This window comes from Streptomyces sp. NPDC031426, assembly GCF_055581585.1.
In genome coordinates, this window is the sequence record NZ_JBVIJE010000060.1 from 1 (window position 1) to 15027 (window position 15027).

General features: G+C 68.2%; 13 protein-coding genes and 4 pseudogenes. 9 read left to right on the top strand and 8 right to left on the bottom strand.

Annotation, left to right across the window (positions count from 1 at the left end; genetic code table 11):
* Positions 1 to 126 precede the first annotated feature (126 nt).
* The 3 genes from ACZ5NH_RS44225 to ACZ5NH_RS44235 form a co-directional block, all read right to left on the bottom strand.
* Positions 127 to 543 carry a hypothetical protein gene (locus ACZ5NH_RS44225; protein ID WP_468784005.1) on the bottom strand — a complete coding sequence of 139 codons (417 nt, stop codon included), beginning with the start codon at positions 541 to 543 and terminating at the stop codon, positions 127 to 129.
* A gap of 211 nt (positions 544 to 754) precedes the next feature.
* Positions 755 to 916 (bottom strand): hypothetical protein, encoded by a 162-nt coding sequence (locus tag ACZ5NH_RS44230; RefSeq protein ID WP_468784007.1) that lies wholly within the window; start codon positions 914 to 916, stop codon positions 755 to 757.
* A gap of 22 nt (positions 917 to 938) precedes the next feature.
* Positions 939 to 1436 carry a hypothetical protein gene (locus tag ACZ5NH_RS44235; RefSeq protein WP_468784008.1) on the bottom strand — a complete coding sequence of 166 codons (498 nt, stop codon included), beginning with the start codon at positions 1434 to 1436 and terminating at the stop codon, positions 939 to 941.
* Positions 1437 to 1947: 511 nt separating this feature from the next.
* On the opposite strand from ACZ5NH_RS44235, the gene ACZ5NH_RS44240 reads away from it, so the two are divergent.
* Positions 1948 to 3051, top strand: coding sequence for a hypothetical protein (locus tag ACZ5NH_RS44240; protein WP_468784010.1), 1104 nt, complete (start codon positions 1948 to 1950; stop codon positions 3049 to 3051).
* A 42-nt stretch (positions 3052 to 3093) separates the two neighbouring features.
* On the opposite strand, the gene ACZ5NH_RS44245 is transcribed toward ACZ5NH_RS44240, so the two are convergent.
* Positions 3094 to 3936, bottom strand: a complete 843-nt coding sequence (locus ACZ5NH_RS44245) for an IS5 family transposase (RefSeq protein WP_468784012.1) — start codon at positions 3934 to 3936, stop codon at positions 3094 to 3096.
* 144 nt (positions 3937 to 4080) lie between these two features.
* Here ACZ5NH_RS44245 and ACZ5NH_RS44250 point away from each other — a divergent pair, with 144 nt between their 5' ends.
* Positions 4081 to 5634 carry a helix-turn-helix domain-containing protein gene (locus ACZ5NH_RS44250; protein ID WP_468784014.1) on the top strand — a complete coding sequence of 518 codons (1554 nt, stop codon included), beginning with the start codon at positions 4081 to 4083 and terminating at the stop codon, positions 5632 to 5634.
* On the opposite strand, the pseudogene ACZ5NH_RS44255 reads toward ACZ5NH_RS44250, so the two are convergent.
* Both ACZ5NH_RS44255 and ACZ5NH_RS44260 read right to left on the bottom strand, forming a co-directional pair.
* Positions 5591 to 6189: pseudogene (locus tag ACZ5NH_RS44255) on the bottom strand (XRE family transcriptional regulator); the annotation flags it as partial. The gene ACZ5NH_RS44250 and the pseudogene ACZ5NH_RS44255 sit on opposite strands and share 44 nt — an antisense overlap.
* Positions 6153 to 6530 (bottom strand): annotated as a pseudogene (locus tag ACZ5NH_RS44260) (mobilization protein); the annotation flags it as partial. The pseudogenes ACZ5NH_RS44260 and ACZ5NH_RS44255, both read right to left, overlap by 37 nt.
* A gap of 697 nt (positions 6531 to 7227) precedes the next feature.
* On the opposite strand from ACZ5NH_RS44260, the gene ACZ5NH_RS44265 reads away from it, so the two are divergent.
* Positions 7228 to 7911, top strand: a complete 684-nt coding sequence (locus ACZ5NH_RS44265) for a GNAT family N-acetyltransferase (RefSeq protein ID WP_468784016.1) — start codon at positions 7228 to 7230, stop codon at positions 7909 to 7911.
* Between the two features lie 48 nt (positions 7912 to 7959).
* On the opposite strand, the pseudogene ACZ5NH_RS44270 reads toward ACZ5NH_RS44265, so the two are convergent.
* Positions 7960 to 8142: pseudogene (locus ACZ5NH_RS44270) on the bottom strand (IS5/IS1182 family transposase); the annotation flags it as partial.
* 270 nt (positions 8143 to 8412) lie between these two features.
* Here ACZ5NH_RS44270 and ACZ5NH_RS44275 point away from each other — a divergent pair.
* The 3 genes from ACZ5NH_RS44275 to ACZ5NH_RS44285 all read left to right on the top strand — a co-directional run bounded on the left by ACZ5NH_RS44275 (position 8413) and on the right by ACZ5NH_RS44285 (position 11426).
* Entirely contained in the window at positions 8413 to 8700 is a 288-nt protein-coding gene (locus tag ACZ5NH_RS44275) for a transposase (protein ID WP_468784018.1), read from the top strand.
* Between the two features lie 75 nt (positions 8701 to 8775).
* Positions 8776 to 9612: an IS3 family transposase gene (locus tag ACZ5NH_RS44280; protein ID WP_468784020.1), complete on the top strand. Its 837-nt coding sequence runs from the start codon at positions 8776 to 8778 to the stop codon at positions 9610 to 9612.
* A gap of 674 nt (positions 9613 to 10286) precedes the next feature.
* On the top strand, positions 10287 to 11426 hold the full coding sequence (locus ACZ5NH_RS44285) for a DUF2075 domain-containing protein (RefSeq protein ID WP_468784027.1): 1140 nt from the start codon (positions 10287 to 10289) through the stop codon (positions 11424 to 11426).
* Here the strand turns inward: ACZ5NH_RS44285 and ACZ5NH_RS44290 are convergent.
* Positions 11387 to 11874: pseudogene (locus tag ACZ5NH_RS44290) on the bottom strand (hypothetical protein); the annotation flags it as partial. The gene ACZ5NH_RS44285 and the pseudogene ACZ5NH_RS44290 overlap by 40 nt on opposite strands.
* A gap of 494 nt (positions 11875 to 12368) precedes the next feature.
* Here ACZ5NH_RS44290 and ACZ5NH_RS44295 point away from each other — a divergent pair.
* From ACZ5NH_RS44295 to ACZ5NH_RS44305, 3 genes are all read left to right on the top strand, one after another.
* Positions 12369 to 13322: a hypothetical protein gene (locus ACZ5NH_RS44295; protein ID WP_468784022.1), complete on the top strand. Its 954-nt coding sequence runs from the start codon at positions 12369 to 12371 to the stop codon at positions 13320 to 13322.
* Positions 13323 to 13409: 87 nt separating this feature from the next.
* Entirely contained in the window at positions 13410 to 14624 is a 1215-nt protein-coding gene (locus tag ACZ5NH_RS44300) for a hypothetical protein (protein ID WP_468784024.1), read from the top strand.
* Complete coding sequence (locus ACZ5NH_RS44305; RefSeq protein ID WP_468784026.1) at positions 14621 to 14929, top strand: hypothetical protein; 309 nt, start codon at positions 14621 to 14623, stop codon at positions 14927 to 14929. Before ACZ5NH_RS44300 ends, ACZ5NH_RS44305 begins: the two co-directional genes overlap by 4 nt.
* The last annotated feature ends 98 nt before the right edge of the window (positions 14930 to 15027 follow it).

A 15027-nucleotide genomic window follows, 5' to 3' on the forward strand; every position in this document is an offset into this window, starting at 1 on the left:
CCGAGTACGAGGAAGCCTTCTGGCAGAGCCAGGAGCAAACCCCGCAGTCCGCCTGAAACAAGATCACCGGACTCTACGAAACTCGGGGCAGCTCACTGGTCGACCGTAACGTCGACCAGGGCACGGTCAGCACACGTATTCTGACGGCGAGTACAGGTTGTAGCTCGCCCCAGCGAAGGTAATGCTCGCCTGAGCCTGGACGTAGCAACTAGATCGCCAGTTGGTGGACCCACCCCAGATGTTGCCGACGCTGTACTGTCCACCGGGGATGAAGGTCCAGTCGCCGTGCTGTCCGTTCGAGTTGATCCACTGGGATCCCGCATACACGAACGCGGAACTGCTCAAGTACGTGTAGGGCTGCCAGTACCCGTTGCCGCCGAGGTGGATGCATTCCTCTACCCACGTCCCGTTGGGGAGAGTGGGACCGCCGTCGCAGTAGTAGCTGTCGGCGGCGTGAGCAGTAGTAGCGCCGAGCCCGACCAGTCCGAACGTGGACACGGCCACAGTAGCGGCGACGGCCGCGAGTCGATTCCTGAGCTTCATGGGTCCCCCCTGTGTGCGATCACGGCCAGGCATGGCCGCTCGACATCCCTGCTGTTGCCGCTTGACCCCGCCCTTGTTCGCAACGGCTCGGCCAGGTTTGCGGCCGTGCGGAGTGTTGTTTCCTGCACGAATCCGTACACCTAGGACGCCGGCACGGAATCAGAGCGTGAGTCGGTCCGGGCCGGCCCCGCCTTGGAGAGGCCGGACCGACTCACTGTTCAGGCCACTTGCTGGCGGGCTCAGCCTGCTCCTCACCAGCCGGCGCGTCCTCGGCGGTCGTGTCCGCCTCGGCGGCCGCGGTGGTCTCCTCGGTTTCGGTCGTGTTCGTGTTGGCGTCGCCCGTGTTGGCGCCCCCACCCGTCCAGCTAGGCATGGGCTATCCACCTCCCGTTTGGCTATCCGGAGTGCGCGCCGATGTTGAAGCGCGGGGTCTGGACGTCGCCGAGGTAGTGACCATTCAGCCAGAACCCGGCGGAGATCACGTACGTGCCCGCAGGCGCGTCCCAGGTCTGCCAGCCCCAGTCCCGGTACGGCTGCGCCGTTCCCGGGTAGGCCATCCCCTTCTGGGCGGCAGTGGTGTTGTCGCAACCGAAGTCGTGGGGCCAGGGGCCGCTGGGGTTGTCTACGTCGATCGCGTGCGCGCAATACGTCACCGCGCTGCCGGAGTTGTTTTGGTACGGAACCCAGGGCCAGACGTGGTAGCCGTCGTCCTTAACGTAGTAGCAGGAGCCAATGGAGATGGTTTTGGTGACAGCGACCGTGGGGCCGTTGATTCCCGCTCGGCAGGCGGTTGCGACGTCCGCGTGGGCGCTGCCGGTCCCCGTGACCACGCCCGCGATGGCGATGCTGCCTGCGACGGCTGCCTTGGTGATGCGTCCGGTCCAGCCGGGCATGATTCCCCCTCGTGTAGCCCCGGAGTCGTAGCCGAGACGCCGGGAAGTTGCGGATGGCGGCACTTCAAGGGCCGTGGACAGCCAGGCGCGCGGAGTGGGCGGTCTCTCCTCAGCGGTTGGTCCAGTGTTTCTGGGTGCCGGGAAGGCCCAGTCGTTCGATCAGGAACGCGAGGACCTCGGCTCGGGCCGCCGCGGTGGGGTGCCTCCCCGGTGCCGTGCAGATCAGAATCTATGACGGCTGCCGGCGACGCGAAGGACCTGTTTGCACTGTGAAGCGGTCGCTCCGGTGCCGGTCTGCACAGCGAGCCTTGTTGTGCCCCTGCCAGCACCTGCTTAGAGGCGGCGCGGATAGGCGCGGTGGTGGCAACCCGGCAGAAACCGGTGCAGCACCTTGCGGTCGGGGAGTTGCGACGCTCTGTGATCACTGGAATACTTCGCGGCCGCGAGCGGCTGCGGTAACGGAATGGCGAAGATCACCCGAGGCCCGACCTCCCCCGCTACGCTCCGCGGCATGGGCGGGATAGACATGGTCAACGGCGTCGCCGGTGCCGTGATCGGGATGCTGTTCGCAGTGCTGTTCCAACAGCCCCTTCAGGACTCATGGTTCAGGGTGCGTAGACGCTGGTTCGGTGCGGTTCGAAGCCTTCGGCTCCGGGAGGAGCCCGGGCCCTCGTGGACGACTTTCTCGCTGGGCCCGCTCCGCACGCCGGCACTGATCGTCGAGGGAGACGGCGAGACACCCATTCCTGCGGAGGGCGTGCACATCCAGGTACTCGACGACGAGGCCAGGCTTCCCGCGGAGATCGCGCACTGGTGGGACGAGATCGAGGCCGAAAGCACCCGGCTCCGGGCGCAGGGACGAACGCCGATCTGGAACGGTCTCCGATACGCGGTCGAGTCGTTCGACATTTCCCGGACACCCGTCGACGAGCAACCGGAAGTCCGCCTGCGGCTGCGGCCCACGGACTACTACACCTTCCTCGCCGCCCAGCAACTCGACCGTCGGCTGCCTGACGGGAGCACACTGCGCTCCCGCTACCTCGACCCCGACCACCCCCTTGAGGCGCCGGCGTTTCTGCAATGCAGCCTGGGCGTCAACATCGCCGTAGCGACCGCCGACGACATGCTGGTGGTCAGCCGGCGCAGCGACCGGGTCCGGATGGCACCGGGCATCTGGAACTCCTCCGTCAACGAGGGTGTGTCCCGGCACATCGATTCATCCGGCAGGAGCGCGCCGGTCCTTCATGCGGTTGCTCGGCGCGGCATGCGGGAGGAGCTGTCCCTGGAGCCGCACGAGTACTCTCTCGTGCTCCTGGCCTTCGTGCTGGACGTGGAGAAGCGCCAGTGGAGCGCCCATTTCTACGCGCGCCTGAACGAGTTGACCCACCAGGGGCTCCGGGCCCGGCTGAGCAGAGGGGTCGCCGACAGGTGGGAGCACCAGACCATCGACTACGTTCCGTTCCGCGCGGCAACGGTGGCCAGGTACCTGCTGCACTCGGACCGCATCCACCGCTGGGCTCCGGTGGCCCCGGCGCTGTTCCACCTGGCACTGGTCCACGTCTACGGGCGAGCAACGGTGGAACGGGCCGAGGCGCAGGCCGTCCGACGTCATTGACTTTCGCTCCCGCGGCCGAGGGCCACACCGATAGGTGGGTGGTCATGGTCGGCGTCGGGGGCAGGTGTCCCAGCGGTGGGTGGTCCATGCCCGTCGGATCAGGCTGCGTACGGTGATGATTGTGTCGGCGAGGTCGAAGAAGGCGTCGATGACGGTGGTGCGCCGTTCGTAGCAGCCGGCGAGCCGGTGGAAGGCGTTGTGCCAGGCGTGGGTGCGTTCCACGTGCCAACGCTGACTGGCCTGGATGGGCGCCTTCTCGCCTTTGTGTGCGATGCGGCCGTGGAAGCCGCATTCGTTGAGCAGCGCGCGGGTCTTGTCCGAGTCGTAGCCGGCGTCCAGGTGGACGGTGATGTCGTCGGGTAACGGACCGAGGTCGTCCAGGCGGTCCAGGGTGGGGGCGAGTAACGGGGAGTCGTGGCGGTTGGCGCCGGCCAGGACACGACCCAGCGGAATGCCGTATCCGTCTGTCATGCCCGAGCGTTTGAGGCCCTGTTTGCCGCGGTCGACTGGTGAGCGACCGGCTGCCTCGCCGCCTCCGGGCGCCTTGGTGATGGAGCCATCGACGGCGATCTGGTCGAGGACGAGGCCGACGATCCGGTCGTAGGAGTTCAGCGCGATCTGCTTGAGCCGGGCGAAGACGCCGAGTCGTATCCACTCATCGCGGCGGGTGCGGATCGTGGTGGCCGAGCAGGTCGTGTCGGCGATCGCCTCGTACGAACAGCCGAAGCGCAGCAGTTGCAGCATCTTGTCGAAGATGATCCGGTCGCTGATGCGCCGGCGGTGGCAGCCGAGCGGATGGTCCGGGTGGAACTGCGGCCGCTCGGGAAGCAGGGCCGTGAATTGGTCCCAGAGCGGTTCGGTCAGCCATGATGGAAGCGCGGGCACAGGTCTCCCCAGTGATCACGAAGCGTCGCAACTCCATGATCACCAGGACCTATGCCCGTTCTGCTGCTGGGCTCCCAACCGCGCCTATCCGCGCGACCTCTTACTCTGCGACCGAACCGACTTGCGAGTCTCTCGGGGGACGATATGCACGGTGATCTGCGTGCGGACACGGCAGCTGTCGGACGGATTCGACGGGCCGACGACGTGCTGGATATGCAGCGTGCCGCCCGCAAGGGCGGCACCGGGCCGGTGCTTCGCTGGCTGGCGGGCCGCACCGGCGCCACCGTCTTGCTGATGAACTCTGCGGGTACTCCGGCCCACCCGCCCCACGCTCCCCTCGGCGACGCCGAGCGCGTTCTCACGCTGCGCGGTGCGCGAGAGTTAGCTGAGCGGCGCCTGGGATCCGTGGCCATCGACCAGGACGGACTCACCTGCATCGTCCTTCCCCTCGACGGATCGCGCGGTGCCGCCGCGCCCCTTCTCGCAGCCGTTGTGCCCCAGCCGGCACCACCTGAACTGCCGCTCCTGCTTGCGGACGCCACATCCGTGCTGAGTCTGAGCTGGCTGGCGGAACACACCCGGCGCAAGCAGCGTCGCCTGAGGATCGCCGAAGCCGGGACGCGCGAAGCAGTCCTGCATCTGCTGCTGAACGGCCATACGTCCGCCGCGCGACAGATCGCGGGGGCGCTGCGCCCGGCTCTGCCCGCCATGGTGCGGGTGTACGTAATCGAGGGTCCGCCGAGAGTTCGCGGCCAACTGGTCGAGGAACTGACCGATGCGGCCGACGGCGCGTGGATCGTGCCGTGCCCGGTGTACGCCGACCACCTCTTCATGCTTGCGCCCGGTGACAGCGCCCCGGCACCGGTCTGGCCCCCCGACCTGGCGGCCGCCTGCTGGATCGGAGAGAGCAGTACCGTGCCCCTGCGGGAAACCGCCACCGGCTACGCTCAGGCCTTCCATGCTCTCGCCGCCGCACGCAGCCGCCCCGAACGGCAGGCCTCGTTCGCGGCCAACCCCGACCTGGCGCCGACCATCGGGCCCGCTGCAGCGACCTGGGCCAAGGCCCTCCTCTCACCGATCCATACCCACCGCGCCAGGCGGGCCCAGGACCCCGACAGCGCGGAACTGCTGGCCACCGCCGCGTCATGGCTCAGCTTCCACACCCGTGCAACGGCCCACCTGGATATTCACCGCAACACCCTGAGCGCGCGCCTGACATGCATCCAAGAACTGCTCGGCCTGGACCTGCATCGGCTCGCAGACCAAGCCGCACTGGCACTCGCCCTGCGCACCATCGCCGCACAGATCCCGCCCCCGCCAGAGGACGAGGCCACACGGGCAGGGGAAATGTTGCCCACCCTGGACGAACTCCTGGCGCTGCCCCGCGTCGGGCTGTGGGCCCAACAACAGTTCCTTCCCGTCACCGCGCCCGACGTCCCAGCATCCATCGCGCAGACCCTCACCACCTGGCTGCGCCTCGACGCACGCATCGGCCCCACCGCGGCTGCACTGTCCATCTCGACATCCGCCGTACGCAAGCGCCTGACACGTAGCGAAGCACTGCTCAAACGCTCGCTTCTACGGTCCCCCAGCAGCACCCATGACCTGTGGCTAGCACTCCGCGCCCTCAAGCTGGCCGAGCCAAGCGAAGGGGGGCGCCCTGTGCGAACTGGGCGTGGGCGAGCCGGGTGGTGGTGATGGCCCCGGAACGGATCATGTGGGGCCGGAGGGCGGGCAGGCAGCGGTGGGCGTGGTACTCGGCCATCGAGTAGTCGCCGAGCGCCAAGTGCGCGGAGAGGGCCAGGGAGTCCAGCTCGGCCTGGTCATAGAAGGCGAGCATCCACACCGGCCGGTAGTCGACGGGTCGGCGCGCAGCATGGCGTCCTGGGCCTGCTCGAAGGCCCGGCGGGTGCCGGTGCGGTGGCCCATGTGGCGGTACATGCTGCCCGCGTGACTCCGGATGCGGAACTTGATTGCCTGACCGCCGGGCATCTCAGCCAGGGCCTGGGCCTCACGCATGTGCGCCTTGGCGACGTCGTAGCGCCCGCCGTCGATGGCGGCCCACATCGCGGAAGAGCGGAAAGCGGCTGCTGAGGCATAGAGGTTGCTGCGTACCCGCTGGGTGGCGCTGCCCGCGTTCTGGAGGTTGAGTGCCTCGTCGGCGAGGGCGGCGGTCCGATCCCGGAGGAACGCAACCCCTGCGGTTCTGACGGTGTCTATCGGCGCTGTCGGTGCTGCTCTTTGGTAGACGATGGAGGCACCGAGGGGAGCCGACCGTTTCCGGTCTGCTGAGTGGGGATCGAGCCTGCCATGGTCGACTGCAGGCGGGCAGCTTCGGCTCGGCGGTTGGGTGCTCGGTTGCAGCCGGTGTGCTGAATGCGGGTGAGGAGCACGGGGGCGGGCTGTCGTGCGGTGCTCAGCTCGCGCTGGGCAGCGGCTTCCTTGAGCAGCTGGTGGGGTTGATAGCCGCGGGCTTCCGCGTCGGCGAGGACGGTGGCGAGCGCGGGCCAGGCCGGGTCGGTGAGGATTCGCTCGGCGTGGTCGGGGACGGCTGCTCGTACGTCGCTGGCCAGAACGCGGCGGGCTTCCTCCGAGGTCGGGCCCGGGCGTGGGCAGGCTCTCCCTCGGGCGTGGGGAGCTACTCGGCCTCGCCGGTGGTGACCTCGCGGCGGTGCTGCTTGGCCATCGCTCGGGCGCCCAGCCGCGACGAGACGATCACGCTCCAGCCGCACGAGCAGCGCCACGGCGGAGCCGTCGTACACCTGACCGCTTTTGCGCTCACGGCTTTCTCCGATCAGGCCCCGGCCGGACGGCCGGTACCAGCCGGACGGCTCCCCGGTGCTGATCAGGTGCCGGGCCTCGGGGGCGCACAGCAGACGCAGGCCTGCGTCTGCCACGACGGCTACCCGCCAGTGATCCCACTCGGAGCCCTCCAGTTGGTCGGCGAGTTCCGCGCCGGTGGTGCTGCGCAGCTCGATGCGGCCGTCCGGCCAGACGCGTGCGGATGCGCCGGGCATGCTCCAGCCGACCGAGCCGTCGGACTGCCGGGGGATGCCGTTGCGGTGATCCGGCGTCATCCGCGCGAGCAGCCGGACACAGGACATGGCGGCGGACGGGTGCCGGTGGTCGGCCGTCTCCGGCGCGGCCTCGGCGATGGCGACCAGCCAGGCCGGGCCGACCGGGTAAGTAAGACCGACCGGCAAATGGAGGGAGGCGTCGTTTGGCGGCAGCGAACAACCGGGGGACGGTTGCTCGCCGGCCTACCGGTTGCGGTCATGCTCTAATCGCTGGATGACGAAGATCGAATCAGGGCTAATACGACGTTGGTTGGACGGCTGGACCGTCGCCCGCTCCCTGCCCGAGGCCGAGCCGGTCGAGCCCGCCGGGGACGGCCTGCGGTCCAAGTGCGACCAACCCGGCCGCGAGGTAGAGGTGTTCGCGCTGCGTGCGGACGAGGAGCCCGAGTCCGTAGCACGGCTGGCGGCAGCCGTCGCCGCCGCACGGCAGATCACCTGGCTCACTGTGCCTACGCTGCGCCCAGGCACAGTCGAAGCCATCGTCGGCGCCGCCGGACTGGAGTTGCTCAAGCGGTCAGAGTGGTTCATGACGACCGATCTGACCGGGCACCCGCAGCACGCGCCTGCCGCGCCGTACGAGTGCGAGGTGCGCACGGAGGGACCAGTCACGGTCGTCTCCCTCCATGCCCCCTCCGGAGAGGTGGCAGCGCGCGGCTCCATTGCCGTGGTCGGCGGTGATGCGATCGCCGATCGCGTCGAGACGGACGCAGCGCACCGCCGACGCGGCCTGGGCCGCGCGATGATGAGCGCTCTGGCGGAGGCGGCCGTGTCCCAGGGTGCCCGTACTGGTCTTCTCATTGCCAGCGAGGAAGGACAGCGTCTCTACTCCTCCCTCGGCTGGCACCACAAAGCCGACGTCCTGATCGCCCGGGGGCCGGTGGTTCCCGCCACCTGGTAGAACGTGTCTCGTTGTGCGGAGGCCCATGTATGACCGGCCGGAATTGGATCACTTGAGGCGTCGGGTGGTGAGGCGGCCGTCCCAGCGGTAGCGGCTCGTTGCCCGGCGGATCAGCATGCGGAGCGTGACGAGAGCGGCGGCGAGGTAGAGGTAGAAGTCCACGACGCTGCCGCTCTTCTCTGTTCAGCGCCGGAGCTTGCCGTAGCCGTTCATCCACGAGTGGGCGCGCTGGCTGCCGTGCTTGCCGAGTCGATGATGATCCCGGACGTTGAACGCGATGCGCTTCAATGGCGGCGCTGCGCCCCGATCGAGGCGGGCGAGAAGGGCGAGAGTACGGGCACGAGGTCTAGGGAATCGACTGGATCCGAGGCCACGGCCTGCGCTGCCGAGTAGGCAGCCCTCGGACAGCACGCTGAAGTTCCCCCTTGGGGCTGGACAGCCTGATACTGGGACGGTCGGTCCCGGAGGAAGCAGTTCCAGGTAGTGAGCAAGAAGAGCAACATGAGCAAGCGGTACACGGCCGAGTTCAAGCGGGACGCGGTCGCGCTGGTCCATTCGTCGGGTAAGACGGTGACCGAGGTTGCCCGGGAGATCGGCGTGAGCCCGGAGGGGCTGCGGAACTGGGTGAACCAAGACAAGGCCGACCGGGGTCAGGGCCCGACGGGCGCGCTGACCAGCGACGAGAAAGAAGAACTGCGCCGCCTGCGACGGGAGAACCGGGAACAGCAGCAGACCATCGAGGTCCTGAAAAAAGCCGCGGCCTTCTTCGCGAGGGAGTCGACGAAGTAGCCGTGCGCTACGCGTTCATCGACGCGGAGAAGGCCACCGAGAGCAACCCCGGTGGTCACAGTGTCACCCTGATGGATGTGCAAGGTGCTGGGCGTGTCCCGTTCGGGCTACTACGCCTACCTCGCCGCCCGGCCCACGGCAGAGGAACGCGCCCGTCGGGAGGACGAACTGGTTGCCGAGATCCGGCAGATCCACACTGCGTCCCGCCGCGCATACGGTGCCCCGAGGATCACGGCGGCGCTACGCAGGAAGGGGCGGCGGATCAACCGGAAGAAGGTCGAGCGGTTGATGCGCGAGCGTGGCATCAGCGGGATCACCCGCCGCCGGCGCCGTGGCCTGACCCGGTCGGACAGGAAGGCGTCCGCGTCGCCGGACCTGGTCGGACGTGACTTCACCGCCACCGAGCCCGGCACGAAACTGGTCTCCGACATCACCTACCTGCCCACACTGGCCGGCTGGTGGTATCTAGCCACGGTGATCGACCTGGCCACTCGCGAGGTCGTCGGCTATGCGATGGCCGACCATCATCGGGCCGGGCTCGTCGTCGATGCGCTGAGGATGGCCGCCGGCCGAGGCGGGCTGACGGCCGGCTGCATCGCGCACTCGGATCGCGGTTCGGAATACACCTCACGCGAATACCGCACTCTCGTAAGGGAGTTGGGTGTTCGGCAGAGCATGGGAAGAACGGGCTCATGCTACGATAACGCCGCAGCTGAGAGCTTTTTCGGGCTGCTGAAAGCGGAGATCGGCACCACGATCTGGGCATCCCACGAGGTAGCTCGCGCCGATGTCTTCCGCTTTATCGAGGTCGAGTACAACCGCACCCGCCTGCGGAAGCATCCCGTCTACGGATACGTCACCCCGGTCGAGACCAGGGCCCTGACGGCACAAGACCTCGCCCCCGCAGCGTAACCATCCGCTGTCCACGATCACGGGGGAACTTCAGGAGTGAGTGAGGAAAGGTCGTGGGGTAACAGTCTGCCCGCCCTCGCCCACACCCTGGTCGACGCGGGCCTTGAGGACGTGGAAGTTCTCCTTGAGTACCCGGTCCCGTTGTCGAGTTACCGGGTGGACGCTCTCCTGGCTGGTGCCCACCCCACAACGGGGGAGCCGGCCTATGTGGTGGTGGAACTGAAGCAATGGACGGCAGCCACCCCGGTCCCGGACGCTGAGGATCTCGTGACCGTGCCGGGGATGGGCAACACCGCCCGCCTGCATCCCGTGGCTCAGGTACGCCGCTACTGCGACCACATCGTGGACTTCACCCGGTCGCTGCACGGCCCGGCCACGAGCACCGCGTCAGCGGCGCCGCGTTCCTGCACAATGCAACCGACTTCGATGTCGACTCTCTTTTCGACCTGCCGAGCGACGAGTATGGCCAACTGTTCACCGCGTCCAGCAGGGGAGCCTTCCAGGACTTCCTCAAGCAGCGTCTTGCCCCTCTGTCCGGTGCGCGTGCCGCGGATGCCCTGCACCCGGAACAGATCGCGCCGAGCAAGAAGCTGATGTCGGTTGCGGCCGCGGAGATCCAGCAGCGCTCGCAGTTCAATCTGCTCAACGAGCAGCAGGTGGCCTACTCGCTGGTGATGCGTGCGGTGAAGAAGCCCAGGCAGTCCGACTTCAAGGAAGTCATCGTCGTCACCGGAGGTCCGGGCTCTGGTAAGAGCGTGATCGCGCTGGAACTCCTCGGCGAGCTGTACCGCAACCATCTGACGGCTGTCCATGCCACTGGCTCCAAGTCGTTCACCACCACCCTGCAGAAGGTCGCCGGCCGGGGCAGCACCCGCGTGCAGAAGCTTTTCCGGTACTTCAACAATTTCACCCATGTCGAGAAGAACGGCCTGGATGTTCTTCTATGCGATGAGTCCCACCGGATCCGGGAGTCCTCCAACCACCGCTTCACCCGAAAGGACAAGCGCAGCAACCGCCGCCAGATCGAAGAACTCCTCGACGCCGCCCGGGTCCCCGTCTTCCTCCTCGACGAGCACCAGGTCGTCCGCCCCGGCGAGATGGGAACCGTCCACGAGATCGACACCGCGGCGAAGGCCAAGGGCCTGACCGTCCGGCACGTCAACCTCGACGGACAGTTCCGATGCGGAGGCAGCCGCGCGTACGAGGAGTGGGTTCTGCGCCTGTTGGGCCTTGTCCCGGGCGGTCCCATCCCGTGGCAAGGCGACGGCCTCTTCTCCGTCACGGTGGCCGAGAGCCCGCAGGAACTCGAAGCGATACTCCGCGCCCACCAGACAAACGGGCTGCAGGCGCGCATGACGGCCGGCTTCTGCTGGCCGTGGAGCGAACCGGCCCTCGACGACGACAAGAACGTCGTCCACCTCGTCGACGACGTGAACCTGCCCCAATGGGACTGGAAGCGGCCATGGAACGTACAAGGGGACCGCTCCATCGGCGGCTACCCCTCGAAGAATCTCTGGGCCACGGACCCGGCAGGATTCACCCAGGTGGGATGCATCTACACCGCCCAGGGCTTTGAATACGACTACAGCGGCGTCATCTTCGGCCCCGACCTCGTATGGCGCGACGGCGTATGGGTCGCCGACAGAAAGTCCAGCAAGGACACCGTCGTGGCTCGCGCCCCCGAGCACGAGTTCGCCCACCTGATCCGCAACACCTACAAAGTGCTCCTCACCCGCGGCATGCAAGGAACCATACTGTTCTCCACCGACACCGAAACCCGGGAGATGCTCCGGTCCCTGGTGCGGCCTGCGTAAGCGGCACGGCCACGAACGCGTGCTGTGGCCGTGGCGGCGTCGGGGCGCCCTGAGCGAGCTGGGCGTGGGCGAGCCGGGTGGCGGTGAAGGTCCGGGACCGGATCATGTGGGGCCAAAGGGCGGACAGGCAGCGGTGGGCGTGGTAGTCGGCCGTCGAGTAGTCACCGAGGGCCAAGTGCGCAAAGAGGGCCAGTAAGTCCATCTCGGCCTGGTCGTAGAAGGCGAGCATCCACACCGGCCGGTAGTCGGTGGGGTCGGCGCGCAGCATGGCGTCCTGCGCCGGCTCGAACGCCCGGCGGGTACCGGTGCGGTCCTGCGCCGCGCCGTGGATGGCCCCCTGGCGGGCCAGGCCAAGGGAGGCGAACAGGGGATCACGGCGGGTGAGGTGCAGGTTGCGGGCGACGTCGTTGGCGGCGAACGCGTCCGCCGGTCGGCCCGTGTGGCGGTAGCCCCTGGTCACCGAGGGCCGGAACGGCTCTTAGTTCTTCCTGCACTTCGATCGTCCCAGCAGCAGGCTCGTTGCCTGCTGAGCTGAAGCGGCGAAGTCGGCCTTCATCACCCTGGCGGGGGTTGTCCTCGAACTACTCGGCCCGCGGCGCATGCTGCTCTGCCAGACTCAAGGGCGTGCCGAAGAGTCGTGGCCGCCGCACATCGCGTCGCGGCAAACAGTCAGTGCGTCGTTCGCCAGGTCCTGTGCGGTTGTCGGACCGTGTGCTACGCCAGGCCCGGACACTGCGCCTTGAAGACACAGATGTCCTTGCCGCGGAGGCGTGGGCGAGTGGCTGCCTGGGCGAGGCGTGGTTGGGCGCAGGGATGAGTGAACGCGAACCGGAACTGGTGCTATGTCGTGAGGTGGTGGGACGGGCTTCGACGAAACCGTCCCCCTCTGGCCTTGCCGCCCTCGCCGCGCTTCAGCGAGTCGGCCCGCCCGCCGGCCACGCCATGCTGCAGGAGACGATGGAGGTTCTGGCCGGTTCACAGCCGGTGCCGGCGTGGCACGCCACCGGCCCACACCGCCCGGTGGGGGCTTGGTGCGCGGTGGACGTGTGGGACAGCGAGCGGGTGCTGTTCATCGACTACGACGGCCCGGTCCCGCACACGCTGATGGCGCACATCGGCGAGGTCGGCGGCACGCTGGTGGACAAGCTGGCGCTGCTTACGCCACAGGCGGCCCACGCCTGGGAGGCGACGCGGGGTCAGGACGAGGTGCCGATGCCGCTTCTCGAGCAGGACGCGGCCGAGGTGCTCGCCGATCTTGCCGCGGCGCTCCGGCTGACGGACATGACCTGGCCTCGCCCCGACGATGAGGATGCCGTCGCCCTGCGGGCACTGGCCTGGGCACGCTGCCGCGACCACCTGCCCGACTGGCCCGAGCACCAGCCGCTTGCACAGGGCGAGCGGGCCCGTGTACTCGATGCGTTCGCACAGGCGGGCGCCCCTGCCTCGGAGGAAGCCGACACCGCCCGGTCGCTGGCCGAGCTGTTCTTGGACTACGCGGAGAACTACCTCAGCCGCGGGCCGCTGTGCTGGAGCCCCGGCCAAATCGCCGTCTTCCTGGGGGACTGGCTGCCCCGCAAGACGGTACTCGATCAGGCACACCGCGCTCTCCTGCCCGCTGTCTTGAAGCGATGGGTGACCTTCGCGCTCACCGAACGCGGCGTCCCCAAGCCGTGGATCGCTCCCGTCGTCGCCGCCATCGAGGCACATACGCCCGCTTTCCGTGCGGCCTTCGACGACGAGGAGGCGTGGGGCCCGGCCAAGCAGATCGCAGCAGCCCTCGCCGCGCGGGACGTCGACCTCACCGACCGCGATGCCGTCGACGCCGCCGTGCGCGCCCTGAACGCCGAACGACTCGCTCAACACCTCATGGACCACACTCGGCCGCCCGGCCCCTGACGTCCAGGCACGGACCGCACCCGTCCCCCGAGGGGCGGCTTGCGACAGTGCACCCCACACAGCAAGGACAGGCAGGAAGAAGCAGTAGTGGAACACGGCGATTCCCCCACGGTGCTGCCCCGCATCGCCCGGCTGGTGGCACGCAGCGGGGACCTCAAGAGCGAGCTGGTGGCCTTCGCGCACAGTCCGCGCTTCGCCCGGCGGTTGGACGCCCGACTCGCAGAGGCGGCGGATCGGCTCGGCTTCCTGGACGAGGCGATGGCCATCGAGACCATCGACCACTTCGTGCTGCAGCACCGGCTGGCGGACGGCTCGAGCGTTCTGGAGCGGTTTGTGGCCCAGCGGCGGCCGCCGCTGGACGAGGACGAGCGGGCGATGCTGCTCGGCTGGCGCGACGTGGTGGAGGCAGTCTTCGAAGTTCAGGGCTCTCAAGGGGATGCCGTCGTCCTGCACAACCTGCTCGATGACCTCCTCTACCGGGTCCACTCCAACCTGGGCCGGCGTGCCCTTGGAAAACTGCGCACAGGGATGTTCGTGGCCGGCCGTATCGTGCCCGTCCACCCCGACACGGACGTCTGGCTGGTCAGCGGCAACCTCACCACCTACCCACCCGGCGACGGACCGCAGCTGGCCCAGATTGCCGTCCAGACGCTCACCGCCCATCCGCAGCTGCTGCGCCGCAATCCCGACATGCTGCGCAAGGCGTGGGAGATGCAGGCCGAAGCCCGCGCCGACTTCATCGAGGTGTTCGGCACCGACATGCTCGTCCTGGATGCCGGCGAGGCGCCTGTACGGATGCGGGAGTACCACCGTCACCGGCAGGACAAGGCACTGGCCGAACTCGACGACGAAACCCCCGCTCAGGCGATCAACCACGGGCCCTCCCTCGACGAGCTCAGCAGTCTGCCCGAAGAACTCCGCGACGCGGACACCGTCGCCGTGATCTTCGACGAGATCGAAGGCCTGTGCTATTACGCCGACTTCGGCCACCTTGATGCGCTGTTCGCCGATCCCGCGCTGGCCCGTGACCGCACCTGCCTGAGCCGGCTCCGGCAGTACCTGAACGACGACTCCGTCGCTCCCATGGTCATCCGCCGTCTCGTCCAGCGGCATCCCGACAACGCCGACGCCGTTTTCCGCGCACTCCTGCGCAAGCCCGCCTTCGCCTGGGAGCGGGACGGGGAGGAGCTGCTGCGCCGCCGCAAGCCAGATCACTTCGCCCACGAGCCCTTGCCCAGCATCACCCCGGTCGGCGCCCGCCTTGCACAACTCCTGTGCACGCAAGGAAAGAAGGGACGATGAGGCTGTCCACCGCGGCACTCGACGCCCTGGTCGAAGAGGCGATCGTCGATGCCTACGACGAGCACGAACAGCTCGCCGCCTTCCAGGCGGTCATCGAGGACCGCCTGGCCCTGCCGTTCACCACCGTCGTGCTCGGCATCCCCGTGACCGTCACCGCCATCCAGGACCGGCCCGGCAGCGGTATCGCCGCCTGGTGCAGACACGGCCGGCACGCTCAGGCGATCGGCATCCTCGACCTACCGCTGCCCGACCCCGTACCTGAGGGATGGGCCTGGGTGGAGGCCTACCGGCACTGGGCATCCTAAAGCCCAAGGCCATGAAGTTACGGGTCGGGTCGTGGCCGCAAGTGAGGGCTGATCTGGAAAGACGCCGGACGCGAGAAGCGGAGCCCCGGTAGAACTGG

Excerpts from the sequence above, each read along its gene's own strand:
- ACZ5NH_RS44305 (WP_468784026.1), top strand. The coding sequence starts at position 14,621 with ATGAGGCTGTCCACCGCGGCACTCGACGCCCTGGTCGAAGAGGCGATC.
- ACZ5NH_RS44225 (WP_468784005.1), bottom strand. The coding sequence starts at position 543 with ATGAAGCTCAGGAATCGACTCGCGGCCGTCGCCGCTACTGTGGCCGTG.
- ACZ5NH_RS44295 (WP_468784022.1), top strand. The coding sequence starts at position 12,369 with ATGCTGCAGGAGACGATGGAGGTTCTGGCCGGTTCACAGCCGGTGCCG.
- ACZ5NH_RS44265 (WP_468784016.1), top strand. The coding sequence starts at position 7,228 with ATGACGAAGATCGAATCAGGGCTAATACGACGTTGGTTGGACGGCTGG.
- ACZ5NH_RS44280 (WP_468784020.1), top strand. The coding sequence starts at position 8,776 with ATGTGCAAGGTGCTGGGCGTGTCCCGTTCGGGCTACTACGCCTACCTC.
- ACZ5NH_RS44250 (WP_468784014.1), top strand. The coding sequence starts at position 4,081 with ATGCACGGTGATCTGCGTGCGGACACGGCAGCTGTCGGACGGATTCGA.
- ACZ5NH_RS44275 (WP_468784018.1), top strand. The coding sequence starts at position 8,413 with ATGAGCAAGCGGTACACGGCCGAGTTCAAGCGGGACGCGGTCGCGCTG.
- ACZ5NH_RS44235 (WP_468784008.1), bottom strand. The coding sequence starts at position 1,436 with ATGCCCGGCTGGACCGGACGCATCACCAAGGCAGCCGTCGCAGGCAGC.
- ACZ5NH_RS44240 (WP_468784010.1), top strand. The coding sequence starts at position 1,948 with ATGGGCGGGATAGACATGGTCAACGGCGTCGCCGGTGCCGTGATCGGG.
- ACZ5NH_RS44285 (WP_468784027.1), top strand. The coding sequence starts at position 10,287 with ATGCGTGCGGTGAAGAAGCCCAGGCAGTCCGACTTCAAGGAAGTCATC.
- ACZ5NH_RS44230 (WP_468784007.1), bottom strand. The coding sequence starts at position 916 with ATGCCTAGCTGGACGGGTGGGGGCGCCAACACGGGCGACGCCAACACG.